We start from the raw sequence: 20723 nt of genomic DNA, 5'->3' as shown, positions 1-20723 counted from the left end.
AACCTCTATGACTCGCAATAAAAAGAAGCCGCTCAACTGGCTCGATAAGACACTCTTCGTCCTAATGATTCTTGTCATCGTAGGGATGATCGTAGCACTCTCTGTCGCTGAGGGGGCTAAGCTCTACGTTCTCCTCGGTGGTGGCGGCTTGCTCGTGCTCAACCTGCTCTTCGTCCTCTACTTCGCACGACGTAATCGACTATAAGCAAGTTGGGACTACTAAGATGCTCTGGAGACTCTTCATCACATTCGTTCGCATCGGGGGCTTTACCTTCGGTGGGGGCTATGCTATGCTTTCGCTCATACAGCACGACGTCGTGGAGAAGAACCACTGGATGACCAACGAGGAGTTTATCGACCTCTTTGCCGTGTCGCAGTCGCTGCCGGGGGTCTTTGCGGTGAATATGTCCATCTTCATAGGCTATCGCCTGAAGGGCTATCTGGGAGCGGTGACTTGTGCGATTGGTGCGACCTTGCCCTCCTTTATCATCATCTTGATCTTGGCGATGTTTTACCAAGAGGTCAATGACAACGTCTGGGTACAGCGGGTCATGTACGGCATACGCCCTGCGGTCGTGGCGATGATTGCGATCCCCGTCATCACCACCTGGCGCGCGATGAAAGGCACCTGGCGCATAGTCTGGATACCAATTCTGTCGGCTCTGCTGGTCTGGCTTATGGGCGTCTCTCCCGTCTGGATCATCCTCGGCTCTGCGCTCGGAGGGATTATCTATAGTGTCATGAGAAGGAAATAGGACGGCAAGGCAATGATCTACTTACAGCTCTTTTGGGTCTACATTCAGATCGGTCTCTTCGGCTTCGGTGGAGGCTATGCGATGCTTTCGCTCATCCAAAACGAAGTGGTCTACAAGTATGGCTGGCTCACGAATCAGCAGTTCACCGACATCGTAGCCGTCAGCCAAGTGACCCCAGGACCCATCGGAATCAACAGCGCTACCTACATAGGCTACACCGTCACGGGCGGTAGCATCCTCGGTTCGCTCTTAGCGACGACCGCCGTGATGCTCCCTTCTTTTATCCTCTGCCTCATCATCTCCCGAAGCTTCCAAGCTTTTAGAAACAATCGCTACGTTGATGCAGCCTTCCTCGGCATACGCCCCGCCAGTGTCGGACTCATAGCGGCCGCCGCGCTGATGCTGATGATACAGCCAGGGCTCTGGACGCTCCTCACGCTCCCCGCTGGCACGCCGATTACGATGGATAATATCATCGTCACGGAGAACTTCATCGACTACCGCAGCTTCATCATCTTTGCCGTGACGGGACTCGTTCTGTACAAGAAGTGGGTTCACCCCATTCTGCTTATTGTTCTGGCGGGCATTGCTGGCGTTTTGCTCTACTCGCTATGATCACGCCCCGACTCCATCCACTCGTTGGCAAGCGAGCTGCTTTCTACACGCTAGGCTGTCGGCTCAACTATGCCGAGACCTCGACCATCGCGCGCCAGCTAGCGACCGTGGGCGTGGAGCGCATCTCTGATGAGCACCACCACACGACGGAGGTGGTCCCCGATATCTGCATCGTCAACAGTTGCTCGGTGACCGACACAGCGGACAAGAAGTGCCGCAGTCTCATCAATCGTCTGCACCGTGAGTACCCAGAGGCACTCATCGTCGTGACCGGCTGCTATGCCCAGCTACAGGGCGACCTGATTGCTCAGATGCCTGGCGTAGATCTCGTCGTCGGGTCGGGGCGTAAAAGCGAAATCGTCGCGCTCCTCACCGAGCTATACCAAGAGCGCAACCAGCCGAAAGCAGCTACGCCCCACGTCACCGCCCGCCGAGAGCTACAACACTTCGAGCCGAGCGTCTCTTCGGACGACCGCACGCGCCACTTCCTCAAGGTCCAGGACGGCTGCAACTACTACTGCACTTACTGCACCATACCCGCTGCACGAGGCGTTAGCCGCAACGGATCTATCGCCTCACTGGTGGCGCAGGCGGAGTGTGTCGCTGAGCTAGGTGGCAGGGAAATCATCTTGACCGGCGTCAATATCGGAGACTTCGGACGCACCACAGGCGAAACGCTCCTAGAGCTACTCCTCCAACTGACGCAAGTCGCAGGCATCGCACGCTACCGCATTGGCTCCATCGAGCCAGAGCTGCTGACCCCAGAGATCATCCAGTTCGTCGCTGAGACGGCGCAGTTTATGCCGCACTTCCACATCCCCCTCCAGTCCGGCTCCGACCAGGTGCTGCGCCTGATGCGACGGCACTACGACACGGCACTCTTTGCCGAGCGACTCAAGCTCATCTACGAACTGATCCCAGACGCTTTCGTCGGTATTGATGTCATTGCAGGCATGCGGGGCGAAATGCCCGAGCATCATGCCGAGACCTTGGCTTTCCTCAAAACGCAACCGTGGAGCCAGCTGCACGTCTTCCCCTATAGCGAGCGCAAAGGCACCAAAGCGCTTGAGATCAAGCCCGTGGTACCCGCAGCCGAAAAGAAGCTCCGCACGAAGGAGCTCCTCGCCCTCTCCAGCGAACGGCACAACGCTTTCTGCGCCCCCTTCGCTGGCTCCGTCCGCCCCGTTCTCTGGGAGGAGACACGCCACGGCGAGATGATGGAGGGCTTCACCGACAACTATATACGCGTCACCCAGCCGTACGACCCCGAGCTCGTCGGAGCCATCACCCCCGCACGGCTAGCGCACTGGAGCGTGCGGCGACAAACCTTCAGCACCAAGCCATAAGCCGATCCATGAACCATCCCGACCTAGCCATCGTCGTCCTCAACTGGAACGGGCGCAAGCTCCTCGAGGAGTACATCCCGCCCCTCGTGGCGCACACACCGCCTGAGATGGCCGACCTCGTGGTCATTGACAACGGTTCGACAGACGACTCGCTCGCTTACCTGCAGGAGGCTTTCCCGCAGGTCAAGCTCGTTCGTCTATCCGAAAACTACGGCTTCGCAGGAGGCTACAATCGAGGGCTTCGTCAGCTCGACTACTCTTACTATTGTCTCCTCAATAGCGACGTACGTGTCTCGCCCCACTGGTGCGACCGTCCGCTAGCCTTGCTGAGGGATGGCTGCGCTGCCGTACAACCCAAGCTACGCAGTGACCGCCAGCCCGAAGCTTTTGAGTACGCTGGCGCTGCTGGTGGAGAACTAGATCGCTGGGGCTATCCCTACTGTCGGGGTCGTCTCTTCGACACCGTTGAGCTAGATCATGGGCAGTATGACGAGGAGTGCGAGATACTCTGGGCGACAGGTGCCTGCTACTTCGTCAGTGCCGAAGCGTTTTGGCAGGTAGGGGGCTTCGACGAGAGCTTCTTCGCTCACATGGAGGAGATAGACCTATCGTGGCGACTTTGGCTTGCAGGCGGTCGTCTCCGCTACACCCCCGACAGCATCGTCTACCATCTCGGAGGAGCTACGCTCGAGATGGGTAGTCCGAGGAAGAGCTACCTCAACTTTCGCAACAACCTCCGCATGCTCTACAAGAACCTCCCCACACGGCATGCCCGCAGGCGCGTTCTCCTTTGTCGCTTACCGCTAGACTTGCTCGCCGCCTTCACCTTCCTCCTCAAGGGACAGCCTCAACACACTACAGCTGTGCTACGAGCCGTGCGCGACTTCTACCGCACCCGTCGCCAGCTCGCTCTCTCCGCCGATCAGCCCTGGTACCGCGCCACGGCGACCCCGCCCATAGCGCATTACTCGCTCCTCTGGCAGTACCACCTCCGTCGTCGGCGCACCTACGACCAGCTCCCCTCGTGAGCCTCCTACTTTAAGAAGACAAAGTAAACTGCTAAGACGAGGCAGGCGAAAGCGGCTAAGTGGTTCCACTGCAACGGCTCCCCACGGAAGAAGATCACCGAGAAGAGCGTAAAGACCGTAATCGACACCACCTCCTGGATCACCTTGAGCTGCATCAAGCTAAAGGCACCGCCGTTGCCGACATAGCCGTAGCGATTGGCCGGGATCTGGAAGGAGTACTCGAAGAAAGCCAAGCACCAGCTCAGCAGGATCACCAGATAGAGTGGCGTGTGGTCGGTGATGACCCTCATCTGCTCCAGCTTGATGTGCCCGTACCAGGCGAAGGTCATAAAGATGTTGGAGGTCACCAGTAGAGCGACCGTTAACCAAGGATTCATAGATAGATCTGTAGATAAGACATTACGGAGTGCAAAGTTAGCAAGTCTCTTGCAGTTCTCTGTGTTAAAGTGTATCTTTGTCATAGTGTAAACAGAACTCTAAATACTATGGCAACTATATACGACTTCACCGCCCTGACCTCTCAAGGCAAGGAGCTAGACTTGGCTGACCTGCGCGGCAAAGTGATCCTCATCGTCAATACCGCCAGCAAGTGTGGCTACACGCCTCAGCTGGCTGGACTCGAGGAGCTACACAAGCAGTACCACGACCAGGGGCTCGTCCTGCTCGGCTTCCCCTGCAATCAGTTTGGCGGACAAGACCCTGGCACCGACGAGGAGATACGAGACTTCTGTCAGGTCAATTATGGCGTCACCTTCCAAATCATGCAGAAGGTAGAGGTCAACGGGCCCCACGCCCACCCGCTCTTTAAGTTCCTCAAGGAGGAAACGAGCCAAGACTCAGACCTGCCGGTCAAGCCGATACAGTGGAACTTCAACAAGTTCCTCATCTCCCGTGACGGCACCGACATAACCCGCTACGGATCGGCTAAGCTCCCGAAGAACTTAGCCAAGGATATCGAAGCTCTCCTCTAATCCACGACTAAAGCTATGTTTAACTCTCCCATCTACTTCTGGCTCATCGCTGGGCTACTGCTCCTACTCGTTGAACTACTCACGCCCGGCTTCGTCGTAGCCTGCTTTGGCATAGGAGCTTTGCTGGCGATCCTGCCGTCTGCCCTCGGCGCCTCCATCACTTGGCAGGTGATCACCTTTTGCATTGGGTCTATCCTCGCCCTTTTGCTCCTGCGCCCTATGGTTCGCCGCCTCAATCGCAACAAGGAGACCGCCCGCACGGGCATTGAGGCACTCTACGGGCGCACGGCTCGGGTCACCGAGTGCATCGACGCTAGTCGGGAGACGGGACGCATCGCCGTGGACGGGGATAATTGGCGTGCCCGCACAGTGGCCCCCGACATGGTCATTCCCCGTGGCGAGCTGGTGCGCATCGTCAGCAACGACAGCATCGTCATGATCGTCGAGCCTATCACACAAACAACTGAATAACAACAAAAACACTACACATATATGGAAGCATCCCTCATCGTACTGGGCGTACTCGTCCTGCTAGTCATCTACATCATCGCCAAGGGTCTAGTCATCGTTCAGCAGTCTGAGACGATGATCGTGGAGCGTCTTGGACGCTATCTCAAGACCCTCCCTTCGGGTATCAACCTGATCATCCCTTTCATCGATAAACCACGATCTATGACTTGGCGTATCACAGCTTCATCCAGCAAGGGTGGCACGCTCGTGCGCTTTATCAATACCGACCGTATCGACCTACGAGAGAATGTCTACGACTTCGCCCGTCAGAGCGTCATCACCCGTGACAATGTCGTCACGGAGATCAACGCTGTCCTTTACTTCCAGATCGTCGAGCCACTCAAAGCGATCTACGAGATCTCTAACCTCCCCGTAGCTATCGAGATGCTCACGCAGACTTCGCTGCGTAACGTGATCGGTGAGATGGACCTCGACGAGACGCTCACCAGCCGTGACACGATCAATAGCAAGCTGCGCGACATCCTAGACGAAGCGACCAATAAGTGGGGTGTCAAGGTGAACCGCGTGGAGCTACAAGACATCAACCCACCCCGAGACATACGCGATGCTATGGAAAAGCAGATGCGTGCCGAGCGTGACAAGCGTGCTCAGGTACTCACCGCTGAGGGTCAGAAGGAGGCTATGATTCGTGAGTCAGAGGGTCGCATGACTGAGTCGGTCAACCATGCCGAGGGTGAGAAGAAAGCGCAGATCCTCGCTGCTGAGGCTGACGCTCGTGCTACCATCCTTCGTGCCGAGGCTGAGGCAGAGGCCATCGAGCGCATCACGACAGCTGTCGCCAGCACAGGCAGCAATCCTACGCAGTACCTCATAGCGATGCGCTATCTAGACACGCTCGAGAAGATTGGACGCAACAGCTCCGACAAGACGCTCTTCCTCCCCTACGAGGCTACGGGCATCCTCTCCGCCCTCGGTGGCATCAAGGAAGTCTCCGCCAGCGAGGTAGGCAACCTCCTGACCAAGGTCGGCAAGCACTAATCCCGCCCCTAGAGACGCAAACCTCTCTGACGCACAGACGTGTAGCCCGCTGTAGGGACGCACGGTCTGTGCGTCCGTTGTATCAAGGCAATACAAGCAAAGAACACCCACACTATGAACGACACAGAGCAGATAGCCCACGTAAGGGTTCTAGAAAATGGCTCCTACGAGACGCAGCCTCTACTAGATCATCTACACGGCGTGGCGGAGCTGGCGCAGAGCTACGCTGAGCGCATCACCGATTACCCAGAGCTTGGCGAGATCGGTTACCTGCTGGGGCTCCTGCACGACTTGGGTAAGTACCAGGAGGGCTTCCAGCGCTACATACGTCAGCAGTCAGGTTTAGATCCTACGCTCAGCGGGTGGCGCACCCCGCACAGCCCTGCAGGAGCACGCTACGCCTACGACTTAAAGCAGATGGGCGGTAATCAGCAACTACTCAAGATTCTCTCGCTCTGCATCGGGGCTCACCACCGAGGGCTCTACGATGCTTCTGAGTGGAAAGGACAAGTTGTGGACTCTAGTGATACTAAGCGAGCAGTGGCAAACCTAGTCAAGGGACTCCAACCTGAGGCGCTCCAGCTTGAAGAGCTTCTCCACAAAGCCTCTCTGGACAAGGTTACTAAGGCATGGAACAAGATCGAAGAGGAAGACTACCAGCTACTGGTTCGTATGCTTTTCTCCTGTTTGGTAGACGCTGACTTCCTCGACACGGAGCGGTTTATGTCTCCCGACAAAAGCCTTGCTCGTCAGAGTGCCAAAGCTTCGCTAAAGCAGATGCGCGCACAGCTAGAGGAGTATGTGTCGCACTTCAACCGTGAGGGGCGGATCAATGAGGCGCGAGCCGCCTTCCTCGATCAATGTCGCAACCATGGGCGCACGGCTAAGCGCAAGATCTACTCGCTCACACTCCCCACTGGTGCGGGCAAGACGGTCTCCTCGATGATGTGGGCCCTGGAGCACGCCATAGCGCAGGGGTGTGAGCGCATCATCTACGTCATCCCCTACACTTCGATCATCACCCAGACAGCGCAAACCTTTAGGGACATCTTTGGGGCGGATCAAGTGCTGGAGCATCACTCAGATGTAGATGCCAAGGAGCGATCTGACGAAGCTATGGAGTACACCAAGCTTATGACGGAAAACTGGGATGTGCCGCTCGTAGTGACGACCAACGTGCAGTTCTTCGAGTCGCTCTACGCTCATCGTGTGAGTCGCTGTCGCAAGCTACACAATATTTGCAATTCGGTCGTTGTCTTTGACGAGGTGCAGATGTTTCCCCCTCGGCTACTCAACCCGATCCTGCGCGTGGTGGAGAGTCTGCACTACGCCTTCCGTGTGGAGCCTCTCTTCTGCACCGCCACGCTACCAGTCTTTGACAAAGACATCCTAGCAGACAGCAAGCGGATCGGCCATGAGTTCTTCTTCCTCGAGGAGCGCATTCAGGAGGTCGTACCTTATGATGCCGAGCGCTTTGCACCCTTTGACAAGGTTCGCTACCATTGGGACCCGCTTCGGCTCTCAACGGAGGAGCTGGCCGAGCGGTTGACCGAGCACAAGAGCTTCCTCTGTATCGTAAACAGTCGCAACGATGCGGCTCGTCTCTATGCGGCTCTGCAAGCTCAAGACAAGTCGGGCGAGGGGCTGATACATCTCTCACGGAGGATGTGCTCGGCACACATTCAGGAGCGCATAGAGGAGATACGCCGTCGTCTGAAGGCTGGCGAGCCGGTGCGGGTCGTCAGCACGCAGCTGGTCGAGGCTGGTGTAGACCTAGACTTTCCCGTGGTCTACCGAGCGATGGCGGGACTAGACTCGGTCATGCAGGCCGCTGGGCGGTGCAACCGTGAGGGGCGCATGGCAGAGCCTGGCGAGGTCTACCTCTTTCGCCTTGATGAAACAGTCAGCCCGGGTGAGATGGGTTGGGCGCAAGGTGCCTTGGAGGATCTGCTTGATCGGCTGGCTGAGCAGGGAGCTCCACAGAGAGAGGAGATTGAGTGTTACTACAAGGCGTTCTATAATGATGTCGACTGCTTCGACAACAGAATGACTAGAAGGGAAGATAAGAGGATCTCCCCACTGCTTTGGGATGTGGATGACGATCGATGTAAAGAGCTACGCTTCGACTACGAGACGGCGAGCGAGTACTTTAAGTATATAGAGGATCAGAGTACCTCTATCGTTGTCCCCTACGACAAAGCGGGGAAAGCGATCATCAAGAAGCTCCAAAGCAACCTTCCGCTGACACGACAGGAGTACCGACAAATGAATCGGCTTACCGTTGGACTAAAACAAAAAGATTGTTTAACTTTGGAGGGAACTATTTCAGTAAACGATAGCGGCATCGCTTATCTAGCCGATGATAAGCTCTACAGTGCGGAGACTGGGATACAGATAATCGATCAAACATTAATATTCATGGGAGTATAGATATATGGAAGAGTATATAGATAAGGAGTACTGCCTGCGTGTGCGTGGTCCCTTCGCCTGCTTCACACGCCCCGAGATGAAGGTGGAGCGTGTCAGCTATGACGTGATCACGCCCAGTGCAGCACGAGCCATCTTTCAGGCGATCTACTGGAAACCCGCCATACGCTGGGAAATCACGAAGATAGAGGTGCTAGCCCCAATCAAGCGGTTTACCATCAAGCGAAATGAGGTGGCCTCTATTATGAGCAAAGGGAGCACAGGCATAAACATCTCAGAGGATCGTAGACAGCGTGCCTCCTACCTCTTGCGCGATGTAGACTATCGAATCTATGCTAAGATGGTCTACATACCCGTGAGAGACCGCTCAGCTAGCTGTCAGAAGCACTACAACGAGGAGTACAGCGAAGCCGAGCGTAAGGCGGAGAACCCCAGAAAGTACCAAGAAATCTTCGAGCGCAGAGCCAAGGCAGGGCAATGCTTCACGATGCCTTACCTAGGGTGCCGTGAGTTCACCTGCGCCTTTGAGTATGTGGACCTAGAGGCTGGTGAGACAGCACTAGAGCCCAGACCTATCCCTGAGAGTAGGGACCTGAGCATCATGCTCTACGATATGGACTTCGAGCGGGATAGGAAGAATCCCCCCGCTATGTTTTATCATGCGCAGATGGTCGAGGGCGTCATCCGCGTCCCCCCAATAGATAGTAATGAGATACTGAGATGATCCTACAAGCACTATACAACTACTATGAGGCGATGCGCAAGGCACATCGTATAGCGACCCCTGGACTAGAGGTCAAACCCATTCGCTGGGTCATCGTCATTCGCGAAGATGGCACCTTCGTCAGACTAAAAGACCTCAAAGATCCAAGTGACAAGAAGAGCAAGGGGCAGGACTATCTAGTGCCAGCTGGACTAAAGCGTAGCGGTAAGTGTCCACCCGCACAACCCTTTTGGGACAATCGCAAGTATATCCTAGGGTATGAAGAGAGTGCCGAGGGGGTGTCATCCTGCACGGATCGACTTGAGGACTTCAAGCGAGTCATGGCTGAGATCGCTGAGCTGTATCCAGACAACGCCAGCTTTAAGGCAGTCTGTCTCTTCTACGACCATTACCTCGGAGCCGAGACGCCTCTGCCCGAGGATGCTCACACCGAGCGCATCTTAGCGTCAGACTGGATGACCTTCCAGCTACACGGTGATACAGAGCTCTTAGCTACACAAGAGGATGCACATGATTATGCTGCTCAAGCCTACAATACAGAGGAAAACCTTGGGCGATGCCTCATAACGGGTGAGGAGAAGCCCCTAGCAGCCTTTCACGCTCGTATTGTAGCTCCTGGCTCTCAGGCAGGAGCCACGATAGCTAGTTTCAACGACCCAGCCTACCTCTCCTATGGTAAGAAGCAGGGCGAGAATGCGCCGATCTCCAAGTACGCCTCCTTTGCCCATACCACGGCTCTCAATGACTTGCTCCGCAATGAGCAGACACGCTATACGCTCGGAGACATAAGCTATGTCTTTTGGAATTCGAATCTTGACGATCCTAGTATCAACGAGACCTTTCGTACCGTAATCTTCGAAGGTGTAAAGGATGACGACGCTCAGGAGCAATCCGACACAGACGATGAGCAGCCTAAGCGAAAAGGGAAGAGTAAAAAGAAAGCTCCGAACTCCACGCAGGGCACCTACAAAGTACTCGAACAGTTCAAAGCTATCCGTGGCAATCGAGGTCAAGGGCAGCATTGGGAGGATGAGAGACAGTTTTACGTACTCGGACTCACAGCGGGCGGACGCATCACCATCAAGTATTGGCAGCAGGGAACTGTATCGGAGATCTTCGACAGAGTCTACCAGCATCTCGTCGATATGAACATCATTAGCTGGGACGGCAACGTAGACGAGGAGAACCCGCCTCTGCGCTCTCTTTATGGTATCGTGAAGAGTGTCTCATCGCCCTCCAAGTCTAGCACCTTTGCCATGAACCTTGTGCAGAGCATCGTCGAGAGCATTCTCAATGGTACCCCTTACCCTATGACCCTGCAGCAGGCCTGCATCAACCGTATCACGCAGGAGCGCACGGTCACCGAACTACGAGCAGCCATCCTCAAGGGTTGCATCAATCGCAAAGCAAGAATATACAATAACATAACCACACTAGATATGGCTTTAGACAAGCAAAACGACAACATCGCCTACCTCGCAGGACGCCTCTTTGCCGTCCTCGAGCAGATCCAGCAGGCTTCACTAGGCAAAGGCGTCAATGCGACCATCCGAGATCGCTTTTACGCCAGTGCCTCCACACGTCCCAACATGGTGATGGGTAGACTTATCTCACTATCTAACCACCACCTAAGCAAACTACGTAAGGAGAAGCCTGGACTAGCAGTGACACTCGAAAAGCTCCTCGGAGAGATCTTCTCACTGATCCCTGCTGAGGTCCCCACATTCCCCGCAACCTTCTCACTTGATGAGCAGAGCCTCTTCGCTGTAGGCTACTATCATCAGAAAGTTGACTCCTATAAGAAGAAGGAGGACACAGACAATCCAACTGAAGAAACAGAACAATAACCCATATAGTTATGATACAGAATAGATATGACTTCATCCTGCTCTTTGACGTCAAGGATGGCAACCCCAATGGCGACCCTGATGGTGGCAACCTGCCCCGCGTAGATCCTGAGACTGGCGAGGGTCTTGTCACCGATGTATGCATCAAGCGCAAGGTGCGCAACTACATACAGATGGCGACCGACCAAGATGTCTTCGTCAGAGAGAACTCCGTCCTCAATGACTCCATCAATGCGGCTGTAGAAGAGGCTACGGGCAAGGATGCTAAGACGAAAAATGCTGCAGACCGAGACAAGGCTCGTGCCCTCATGTGCCAGAAGTACTACGACATACGCGCTTTCGGTGCTGTCCTCTCCACGGGCAACAACGCTGGTCAGGTGCGTGGTCCCATCCAGCTAACCTTTGCGCGCTCCATTGATCCGATCTTTCCTCACGAGCATACCATCACACGGATGGCTGCTACAGACGCTAACGAGCAGAAGGCCAACGAAGAGGCCGACGATAAGGGAGGCAACCGCACCATGGGGCGCAAAGCCACCGTTCCCTACGGACTCTATAAGATGTATGGCTTCGTGACGCCACACTTTGCCGAGGACACAGGCTTTACGGAGGATGACTTGCAGCTCTTCTGGAAGGCACTCCAGAATATGTTTGACCTAGATCACTCCGCAGCCCGTGGACTCATGAGCCTGCAGAAGTTGATCGTCTTCAAGCACGACTCCCCTCTGGGCAATGCGTCTGCGCACAAGCTCTTCGAGCGTGTCACTGTAGCACGGCGAGAGGGCCTCACAGGTCCCGCACGCGACTTCTCCGACTACACCGTCCAGATCGATCGCGACGGACTCCAGGGTGTCGAGGTCATTGAGCTCGTCTAGTCCCTTTCACACAAAAGCCCCTCTCGTAGCGCACGTCACTACGGAGGGGCTTTTCTCTAAAACAACCTTTCCCATGAGACGCTACAGCGACGAGGAGCTACTGACCATCTCCGAGATACAGCACTACTGCTTCTGTCCACGTCAGTGGCAACTGATCACCCTAGAGCAGCTATGGCAGGACAACCATCTCACTGCGCTAGGGCAGATCCTCCACAAGCGTGTGGACCAGCCTGAGCTGAGTGCTCGCGTGGGAGACACGATCACGATGAGACGGGTGCCGCTCGTCTCCTACTCTTTGGGACTATACGGGCTGTCCGATGCAGTCGAGTTGACCCCGCTACGGGATCATAGCCAGATTCCTTTCCGACACCCTAAGTACCCAGGGGAGTGGCAGGCGACTCCTGTCGAATATAAGCGTGGCAAGCCTAAAACTCACCTCGCTGATAAGTTGCAACTCTGCGCTCAAGTCATAGCTCTTGAGGAGATGTACCAAGTCACTATTCCCTACGGAGCTCTTTACTATGGAGAGACCCGGCATCGCCTACAGGTCGAGATGGACGACACTCTGCGGACGGCGTGCTACGAAGTGGCGCGTAAGATGCACGAGGCCTTTGCGCAGCGTACGCCTATACCAGCGCACTACACCCGTCAGTGTCGCTCCTGCTCTCTCCTCGATGAGTGCATGCCTCGTATCGCATCACACCGTTCGGCAAAGAGCTACCTCAAGCATCACGACATACTCACCTCATGAGAAAGCTACTCAATACCCTCTATATTCTTACGCCCAACGTCTATCTCCTCAAGGACGGTACCAATGTCGTGGCACGCATAGATGGCGAGGAGACCTTTCGCATACCGATACACAACCTCGAGGGAATCATCACCTTCTCCTATATGGGTGCTTCGCCAGGGCTGATGCAGCTCTGCGTGCAGGAGGGTGTCAAGCTCACATTCCTCACACCCACAGGTCGCTATATCGGTTCGCTAGAGGGTTCCACGAGGGGCAACGTCCTCCTGAGACGTACGCAGTACCGCATCGCTGACGACGAACCAGCTGCAGCGCACTTCGCCACTCTATTCATCTCTGCTAAGATAGCTAACCAGCGATCAGTGCTGGGTCGCTACCTACGTGACTACCACCCGACAGAGAGCGTGGAGGCAACCTTTCAGGAGGCACTCAGCCAACTCAAGACTTTGCAAAAGAGCTTAGCCTACAAGCGTGACCATATGACCGTTATGGGTGTAGAGGGCTTAGCGGCGCAGCAATACTTTGCTCTCTTTCACCACCTCATACGGCGACCAGAGTTCACCTTCGAGGGACGATCGCGACGACCGCCTCGCGATGAGACCAACGCGTTGCTCTCATTCTTCTACACCATCCTCGCCCACGAGGTCACGGCAGCACTGGAGACCGTTGGGCTGGACCCATACGTGGGCTTTCTCCATACGGACAGACCAGGCAGAGCAAGCCTTGCCCTAGACCTTATGGAGGAGCTTCGCGCCTACCTCGTGGATCGCTTCGTCCTGACTGTCATCAACAAGCGACAGGTCGCACCCTCAGACTTTATCGCCCAGGGCGAAAACGGATACATCCTCAGAGACGAGCCCCGCAAAGAGCTCCTAGCCGCGTGGCAGCAGCGCAAGCGAGAGGAGATTATGCACCCTTTCCTTCAGGAACGGATACCGATAGGACTGCTTCCCTATGCTCAGGCATTGCTCTTAGCCCGATGCCTCCGAGGAGACCTCGACGACTACCCTGTCTTCCTAATCCAAAGCTGATGTACCTACTTGTCACCTACGATGTGAACACCTCCTCGCCTGATGGTGCTAGGCGCCTTCGCCAAGTGGCGAAGATATGCCAAAACTACGGCCAACGCGTCCAGAACTCGGTCTTCGAATGCCTCGTCTCTCCTGCCCAAAGGGTCGAACTAGAGGCTGCGCTCACGGATACAATCAACCTATCGAGCGACTCTCTGCGCATCTACCACCTCGGCACCAACTACCAGTCTAAGATCACCACCATTGGCAAGACAAAAGGCGTAGATCCCGAGGGTGTGCTACTCATATAGCACTCATCCTCGTTCTCTCTTGCTTGTACTCCTCTGCGAATGCCAAGCGCTCAGTAAAAAGGCAGACTATTCGCATGCGTTGAGATTCAAAGACATACCGACTCGCAGTCACCGTCAACGCACCGATACACCCGCTTGTAGTCTTCTATTCGCAATGGATCAACGTCTAATCCTCTATTTATGCGTATCTTTGGGCATCGCAGTCGCACCCCGCACGGGGTGCGTGAATTGAAACGCTTTAAGTCTTGTTGAATGTTGTTAACCAACAGTCGCACCCCGCACGGGGTGCGTGAATTGAAACAGTTGGCTTGGTGGTATTATGATAGTTATTGGTGGTCGCACCCCGCACGGGGTGCGTGAATTGAAACTCTAAGTGCTGATGATCTCGAGGGGCCCATACGTAGTCGCACCCCGCACGGGGTGCGTGAATTGAAACCACTGCTTATCACTACGGGCATCGGCAAAGGCATGTCGCACCCCGCACGGGGTGCGTGAATTGAAACATAGCAAACTAGATTAAGATTACAGACCAACCAAGTCGCACCCCGCACGGGGTGCGTGAATTGAAACCATTATCAGCGCTGGCTTAAACGACTTCGCAAGGTCGCACCCCGCACGGGGTGCATGAATTGAAACATTTTGTCCGCCCGCGTCCGTCTAATGTTGGTGGGTCGCACCCCGCACGGGGTGCGTGAATTGAAACACCTTAAGAAGCTTGTGCCAGAGATGTGGCGCGAAGTCGCACCCCGCACGGGGTGCGTGAATTGAAACTAATAGCACCAGATGGTTCTCTTGAATCTGTTACGTCGCACCCCGCACGGGGTGCGTGAATTGAAACGCCACGCTTACTATCATAAACGGGCAAAATCGCAGGTCGCACCCCGCACGGGGTGCGTGAATTGAAACCAGATATACGGGCCTCTTTGGCCTCAGGCGATATAGTCGCACCCCGCACGGGGTGCGTGAATTGAAACTAACCAACAACCAACAACACGACACGCTATGAGTGTCGCACCCCGCACGGGGTGCGTGAATTGAAACGCTTCGCTCTGACTAGTCGTGTGGGGCGGGTGCGTCGCACCCCGCACGGGGTGCGTGAATTGAAACGAGGTCGGTATGGACGGCAGGCGCAAGGTGATCAAGTCGCACCCCGCACGGGGTGCGTGAATTGAAACTGTGTCTGAGCTGGACGATTGTCGAGGTTATATGGTCGCACCCCGCACGGGGTGCGTGAATTGAAACACGAAGCCGTCTACGGTGATTGTGATCTCGAGAGGTCGCACCCCGCACGGGGTGCGTGAATTGAAACATACCGTTCTCCTTGTTAAGACCAAATGCGCATAAGTCGCACCCCGCACGGGGTGCGTGAATTGAAACTAAGACCCTATGCGATTTGCGGGGGAGGTCGGTGTCGCACCCCGCACGGGGTGCGTGAATTGAAACTAGATCGTCCTCGGAGACTTGTTGAAGCCCTCCGGTCGCACCCCGCACGGGGTGCGTGAATTGAAACGGCTTGCTGAAGTAGAGGTAGCTCTCTAGCCAGGTCGCACCCCGCACGGGGTGCGTGAATTGAAACCATTGCGTTTGGTGGTGTTGGATAGGTTGATGAGTCGCACCCCGCACGGGGTGCGTGAATTGAAACTCGATGTGTCCGTCGGGGGTGACCTTGTCGGGGTAGTCGCACCCCGCACGGGGTGCGTGAATTGAAACATACTTCCCAAACTCCAGCTTTGACACACTCCTTGTCGCACCCCGCACGGGGTGCGTGAATTGAAACGAGTAGTTAGTGAATGAGTCTTAGGAGTCGTGCTGTCGCACCCCGCACGGGGTGCGTGAATTGAAACAGAATGATCGTGCTGATCTTTGTCATGTATCGAGTCGCACCCCGCACGGGGTGCGTGAATTGAAACCCCTTGTCTCTGTCTGCTGTGTATCTCACGTCCTGTCGCACCCCGCACGGGGTGCGTGAATTGAAACGATGGTCATGGCATTAGAGATTAGAGGTTAGAGAGTCGCACCCCGCACGGGGTGCGTGAATTGAAACTAACCTCTAATCTCTAGCGAAGCTGCATTGCTAAGTCGCACCCCGCACGGGGTGCGTGAATTGAAACTTGTCCATTGGTTAGTACTTGTTGGATTGTTAAGTCGCACCCCGCACGGGGTGCGTGAATTGAAACAGCGCTACGTCGATCGCTGGTTTTGCCATGTTGCGTCGCACCCCGCACGGGGTGCGTGAATTGAAACCGCCAAGACCCATCGGGGTGAGTTACCTCTCTAATGTCGCACCCCGCACGGGGTGCGTGAATTGAAACATCACCATATTTCAAGGAGCTATGAAAGCAATTGGTCGCACCCCGCACGGGGTGCGTGAATTGAAACTGTGACAGGGTCGCACCCATCGCGGGTGCGTGAATGTCGCACCCCGCACGGGGTGCGTGAATTGAAACGGCATAACTTATAGATCTTCAATGAGTGAATAAGTCGCACCCCACACGGGGTGCGTGAATTGAAACCGCAATACGAGATAACTACAATATTCTGAGAGTGTCGCACCCCGCACGGGGTGCGTGAATTGAAACTCGACGATGTGCATGGCGATGATGGTCTTGCGGAGTCGCACCCCGCACGGGGTGCGTGAATTGACGGCGTAGGTGCTGACTGTGGCGCTTCTGGAGAGTGATTTGCTGGCACTACTAACAGGATATTAGCCCGAATAAGATGTCAGCACGAACACGATGACAGCCCCCATGAGCGGAGACGCTTGTGGAGGCTGTCTTTATGTTTAGTGGCTCACTCATCACTCCTCATTCCTCACTCCCATTTTGAGGTGCTGGGGGAGGGAAGACACGAGCCTACACGTCGCTACTCGTGAGGGGCGGTGGAGTAGGGATATGGGCAGGGCGGACACATTATATAAACTTCTCTATCCCTCGTTTGTCGCTCATGTGTAGCTCCTAAAAGAGCGATTATAATGCGTCAGCCCTGACTGAGGAAACCTAACGTCAGCTCGCTACAATAATTTAGATCCGGATACACATCGAAACGGCACTGCGTCGAGGAAAAGTGATTTCCACGTGGAGATTTCGAAATATCCACGTGGAGAATTTTTATTTCCCAGGTAGGAAATAAAAAATTCCTCGGAGGAATGAAATGAAACTTCGGAGGAAATGAATCACGCCCACGTGGAAAATAAAAAATATCCACGTGGAGATTTGAGATTTCCCACGTGGATATTCGAGAAAGGAGGGAATCGGACGAATTTCCCCGTAAAGATATGTAAATGGAGATTAGTGGTTAGTGGTTAGAAGTTAGAGATTAGAAATTAGGGATCGGAGAAATCGGAGGGGGAGAGATTAGAGGTTAGGGCCGACACATTATAATATAATGAGCTCATCTATTCCACGCTTGTCCTTATGTGTCGCTCCTGAAAGAGCGAATATAATTCGTCAGTCCTGGGGGGAGGGGTGGTGTGTTGCTGTATATACCTTTTTATTTACCTTTGTATGCAGATGGTCCTTGGGCTAATCACAGAACTTATAAGTTGTCAAGATGAGACTATATGCCCCCCTCCTACATAGTATGCAGATAAGAAGAGTGCCTCTGGGCGTACTGTCCTCTCTCATTGTGGCTATCTGTCTGCTCGCCTCATCTTGCCAGCAGAGAGAGGCTGTTACGTTTACCGCTGCTGAGCGTAAGGCTGCCGATAGTCTGGTGCGGACGGCTCGGGGCATCGACTCGCTGACTCGTCTGCAGGCACGCTTGGAGCGTGAGGGGGACCTGCTCGGGAGCATTGTCGCGCTGCGAGTCTTGGGCGATGCACAGCGCAGTGAGAGTGCTTTTGACGAGGCGTTGACTACGCATAGTGAGGGCTTGAAGCAGGCGGAGGCTATACAGGATACGCTGGAGTGGGTGCAGGCACTCAATAATGTAGGTACGGACTACCGGCGTATGGGCATCCTGGACATTGCTCAGGAATATCACTACCAGGCGTGGAGTCTGTGCAAGGTTACTACGGACACCTCTTTTGTGGCGATCAAAAACCAGGCTAAGTCTCTCAATGGCCTGGGCAATATCTACCTAACGCTGGGCAACTATGAGCGTGCCGATAGTGCTCTGCGCAAAGCTCTCGTCGTGGAGCAGCGGCTGGGCAGTATGGTGGGCGTGGCGATCAACTATGCCAATCTGGGCTCTATCTTCGAGCATCGTGGTGAGATAGACTCGGCGTGGGTGTACTATAGGTACTCTATGGAGGCCAATCAGAAGGCTGGAAGTACGTTAGGTATCGCTCTGTGTCACTCTTCCTTTGGCTCTCTCTATGAGCAGGCGCAACAGTATGACGAGGCTGCTAGGGAGTATGAGGCTGGTTACCAATTGATGCAGGACTCTAAAGATGAGTGGCACAAGCTGAACCTGCTGGTAGCACTAGCTAGCGTGCACAGTGCTATGCGAGACGATGCGCAGATGTTGCAATACCTCAGTCTGGCGCGGAGCAAAGCCGAGCAGATCCAGGACAAGGAGCATCTGGCTGATATCTACACCCTGTACTACAAGTACTATAAGCGTCACGGTGACTGGCAAGCAGCACTGACGTACTATGAGCAGGCTACGGAGATGAAGCAGAGCTCTCTAGATATGGACAAGTTCAATAGGATGCAAAACACGAGCCTGACCATAGAGCGAAACATCCAAAATAGGAGGATGAATAAAGCGAAAATCACGCTCGAGCATGAGCGTGCAGAGCGACGTATAGAGAACGTCACCTTTGCGGTCATCGCACTGCTCCTGCTGGGCTTCTTTAGCTTCTACCTCTACATTCAGCGCATACAGCGTCGCAACCATAAGGAGCTCAAGAAGATGTCCTCGATGCGGGAGACCTTCTTTACCAATATCACCCACGAGTTTCGCACTCCTCTGACCCTTATCCTAGGCTTGAGTCAAGAGCTTCAGCAGGAGGAGTCGGAGCAGATCAGAGAGCGCGCCAAGAGCATCGAGCGGCAGGGGCAGGGCCTGCTCACGCTCATCAATCAGCTACTAGACATCTCCAAGATCAAGTCGTCTGTCGGCGATCCGCGCACTTGTCGGGGCAATGTCACGGCCCATATCGCCATGATCGTCGACTCTTATCGTGACTATGCCTCTAGTCGAGACATAGAGCTGACCTACCAGCCTCAGGATCAGGTAGAGATGAGCTTCGTGCCTGACTATGTCAATAAGGTCTTCAACAACCTGCTCTCCAACGCCTTTAAGTTCACCCCACCTCAAGGCAAGATAAGCATCACCCTGTGGCGTGCCGACGACTCGGTATACATCGATCTATCCGATACGGGCCATGGTATGGATCGAGAGACGGTAGAGCATGCCTTCGACCCGTTTTATCAAGCTGAGAGCGACGCCAAGCACATTGGCACAGGCATAGGCCTGGCTCTGGTCAAGCAGATCGTTCAGGCGTCTAAGGGACAGATCTCCATCGAGAGCAAGCTGGGCGAGGGAACCACCTTTCACATCATCGTGCCGATCATCAATGATCAAGCTGCTCCACAGCAGACTCTGTCGGTTGCTACGAATACGCCCGTTTTGCCACAATTAGAGGCTGACCTGCAGGATAGCGAGTGTGAGCAGGACGAGTCTTGCCGCCTGCTCGTCATCGAGGACAATCACGACATAGCCCATTACATCGGGTCGCAGTTTGAGGGTCACTTTAGTGTCTCCTATGCGACCGATGGCGAGGAAGGCTTTAGAAAAGCCGTGGAGCTCGTGCCTGACCTCATCATCACTGATCTGATGATGCCTGGCGTCAATGGGCTAGAGCTATGCCGACAGATACGTAGTAATGAGATCGTCAATCACATACCGATCATCATCGTCACGGCAAAAGTCTCTGAGGAGGAGCGCATCAAGGGTATAGAGGCAGGAGCTGACGCTTATCTTACCAAGCCCTTTAACACGACCGAGCTGCGCATGATGGTCGAGCGGCTCCTCGATAGTCGCAAGACGCTACGCCAGAAGTTTGCTCAGATAGTCATCAAGGGGCAAGAACCCGACGAGCCCGAAACAAATAAACTCGAGGAGGCCGATATTGCCTTCTTGACGAAGCTGTCTGCGCTAGTAGATCAGCAGATCAGCCAAAATAAGACTCCCAACGTCGAGGAGATCGCTGCCACTTTCTACATGAGTAGTCGCCAGTTGCACCGCAAGCTAAAGGCTCTCACGGGCTACGCTTCCTCGGCTTATATACTACGGCTCAAGATACGTAAGGCGTGCGAGCTGATGGACGCAGACGCGGAGATGAGTCTCACAGATGTTGCCTACCAGAGTGGCTTCGATACCTACTCCAATTTTTCTCGAGCCTTCAAGAGCGTCTGTGAGATCTCGCCCTCTAAGTATAGGGATCAGAAAAACATCTTGACGACTCAAGACTAAACCCTCGAATTAGCACAAGACAACTACTGCCGTGTGGCTTGCTACACGGCACGATATCATTACGAGACTGTTGCAAAAGTCTCATCGCAGGAGGTTGCTGACTACTCACAGCGGCTTCCTCTTTTTTTTTTGTCCTT

At 54.6% G+C, this 20723-nt stretch carries 17 protein-coding genes and 1 CRISPR repeat array; of the genes, 16 read left to right on the top strand and 1 reads right to left on the bottom strand.

The features are described from left to right. The first annotated feature begins 7 nt into the window (after positions 1-7). From RDM37_RS05565 to RDM37_RS05545, 5 genes are read left to right on the top strand one after another with little or no spacing between them, the layout of a single operon-like run. On the top strand, positions 8-205 hold the full coding sequence (locus RDM37_RS05565) for a hypothetical protein (RefSeq protein ID WP_299366318.1): 198 nt from the start codon (positions 8-10) through the stop codon (positions 203-205). Between the two features lie 19 nt (positions 206-224). After that, positions 225-755 (top strand): chromate transporter, encoded by a 531-nt coding sequence (locus tag RDM37_RS05560; protein ID WP_308555735.1) that lies wholly within the window; start codon positions 225-227, stop codon positions 753-755. A gap of 12 nt (positions 756-767) precedes the next feature. Then, positions 768-1370 (top strand): chromate transporter, encoded by a 603-nt coding sequence (locus tag RDM37_RS05555; protein WP_308555733.1) that lies wholly within the window; start codon positions 768-770, stop codon positions 1368-1370. Continuing rightward, entirely contained in the window at positions 1367-2716 is a 1350-nt protein-coding gene (gene mtaB, locus RDM37_RS05550) for a tRNA (N(6)-L-threonylcarbamoyladenosine(37)-C(2))-methylthiotransferase MtaB (RefSeq protein ID WP_308555731.1), read from the top strand. Before RDM37_RS05555 ends, mtaB begins: the two co-directional genes overlap by 4 nt. Positions 2717-2724: 8 nt before the next feature. Further along, on the top strand, positions 2725-3744 hold the full coding sequence (locus RDM37_RS05545; RefSeq protein WP_308555729.1) for a glycosyltransferase family 2 protein: 1020 nt from the start codon (positions 2725-2727) through the stop codon (positions 3742-3744). Between the two features lie 5 nt (positions 3745-3749). On the opposite strand, the gene RDM37_RS05540 is transcribed toward RDM37_RS05545, so the two are convergent. Further along, a complete protein-coding gene (locus RDM37_RS05540; RefSeq protein ID WP_308555727.1) occupies positions 3750-4121 on the bottom strand; it encodes a DMT family protein in 372 nt (123 codons plus the stop codon). Between the two features lie 108 nt (positions 4122-4229). Between RDM37_RS05540 and RDM37_RS05535 the strand changes: the two genes are divergently transcribed. The 11 genes from RDM37_RS05535 to RDM37_RS05485 all read left to right on the top strand — a co-directional run bounded on the left by RDM37_RS05535 (position 4230) and on the right by RDM37_RS05485 (position 20586). Further along, positions 4230-4715: a glutathione peroxidase gene (locus RDM37_RS05535; protein ID WP_308555725.1), complete on the top strand. Its 486-nt coding sequence runs from the start codon at positions 4230-4232 to the stop codon at positions 4713-4715. A gap of 15 nt (positions 4716-4730) precedes the next feature. Continuing rightward, complete coding sequence (locus RDM37_RS05530; RefSeq protein ID WP_308555723.1) at positions 4731-5186, top strand: NfeD family protein; 456 nt, start codon at positions 4731-4733, stop codon at positions 5184-5186. A 21-nt stretch (positions 5187-5207) separates the two neighbouring features. After that, a complete protein-coding gene (locus RDM37_RS05525; RefSeq protein ID WP_273474292.1) occupies positions 5208-6224 on the top strand; it encodes an SPFH domain-containing protein in 1017 nt (338 codons plus the stop codon). Between the two features lie 114 nt (positions 6225-6338). Beyond that, positions 6339-8654 carry a CRISPR-associated helicase Cas3' gene (gene cas3 / locus RDM37_RS05520; RefSeq protein ID WP_308555721.1) on the top strand — a complete coding sequence of 772 codons (2316 nt, stop codon included), beginning with the start codon at positions 6339-6341 and terminating at the stop codon, positions 8652-8654. A 4-nt stretch (positions 8655-8658) separates the two neighbouring features. Beyond that, positions 8659-9375 carry a type I-C CRISPR-associated protein Cas5c gene (gene cas5c, locus RDM37_RS05515; protein WP_308555719.1) on the top strand — a complete coding sequence of 239 codons (717 nt, stop codon included), beginning with the start codon at positions 8659-8661 and terminating at the stop codon, positions 9373-9375. Beyond that, the gene (gene cas8c, locus RDM37_RS05510) at positions 9372-11222 is read left to right on the top strand and encodes a type I-C CRISPR-associated protein Cas8c/Csd1 (protein ID WP_308555717.1); all 1851 of its coding nucleotides are present in this window, start codon (positions 9372-9374) and stop codon (positions 11220-11222) included. Before cas5c ends, cas8c begins: the two co-directional genes overlap by 4 nt. An 11-nt stretch (positions 11223-11233) precedes the next feature. Next, the gene (gene cas7c, locus RDM37_RS05505) at positions 11234-12097 is read left to right on the top strand and encodes a type I-C CRISPR-associated protein Cas7/Csd2 (protein WP_308555715.1); all 864 of its coding nucleotides are present in this window, start codon (positions 11234-11236) and stop codon (positions 12095-12097) included. 73 nt (positions 12098-12170) lie between these two features. Next, complete coding sequence (gene cas4, locus RDM37_RS05500) at positions 12171-12848, top strand: CRISPR-associated protein Cas4 (RefSeq protein WP_308555713.1); 678 nt, start codon at positions 12171-12173, stop codon at positions 12846-12848. Then, positions 12845-13876, top strand: a complete 1032-nt coding sequence (gene cas1c, locus RDM37_RS05495) for a type I-C CRISPR-associated endonuclease Cas1c (RefSeq protein WP_308555711.1) — start codon at positions 12845-12847, stop codon at positions 13874-13876. The genes cas4 and cas1c overlap by 4 nt, the downstream gene beginning before the upstream one ends. Further along, on the top strand, positions 13876-14166 hold the full coding sequence (gene cas2 / locus RDM37_RS05490; RefSeq protein ID WP_308555709.1) for a CRISPR-associated endonuclease Cas2: 291 nt from the start codon (positions 13876-13878) through the stop codon (positions 14164-14166). The genes cas1c and cas2 overlap by 1 nt, the downstream gene beginning before the upstream one ends. 202 nt (positions 14167-14368) lie before the next feature. Beyond that, a CRISPR array of direct repeats spans positions 14369-16812; the repeat unit is 33 nt; unit sequence GTCGCACCCCGCACGGGGTGCGTGAATTGAAAC. Positions 16813-17745: 933 nt separating this feature from the next. Next, a complete protein-coding gene (locus tag RDM37_RS05485; protein ID WP_308555707.1) occupies positions 17746-20586 on the top strand; it encodes a response regulator in 2841 nt (946 codons plus the stop codon). Positions 20587-20723 lie beyond the last annotated feature (137 nt).

The organism is uncultured Porphyromonas sp. (assembly GCF_902489635.1).
In the GTDB taxonomy this organism is placed as follows: Bacteria; Bacteroidota; Bacteroidia; order Bacteroidales; family Porphyromonadaceae; genus Porphyromonas.
Note: the sequence above shows the minus strand (reverse complement) of the source record. Positions and strands in the feature narration are given on the sequence as shown.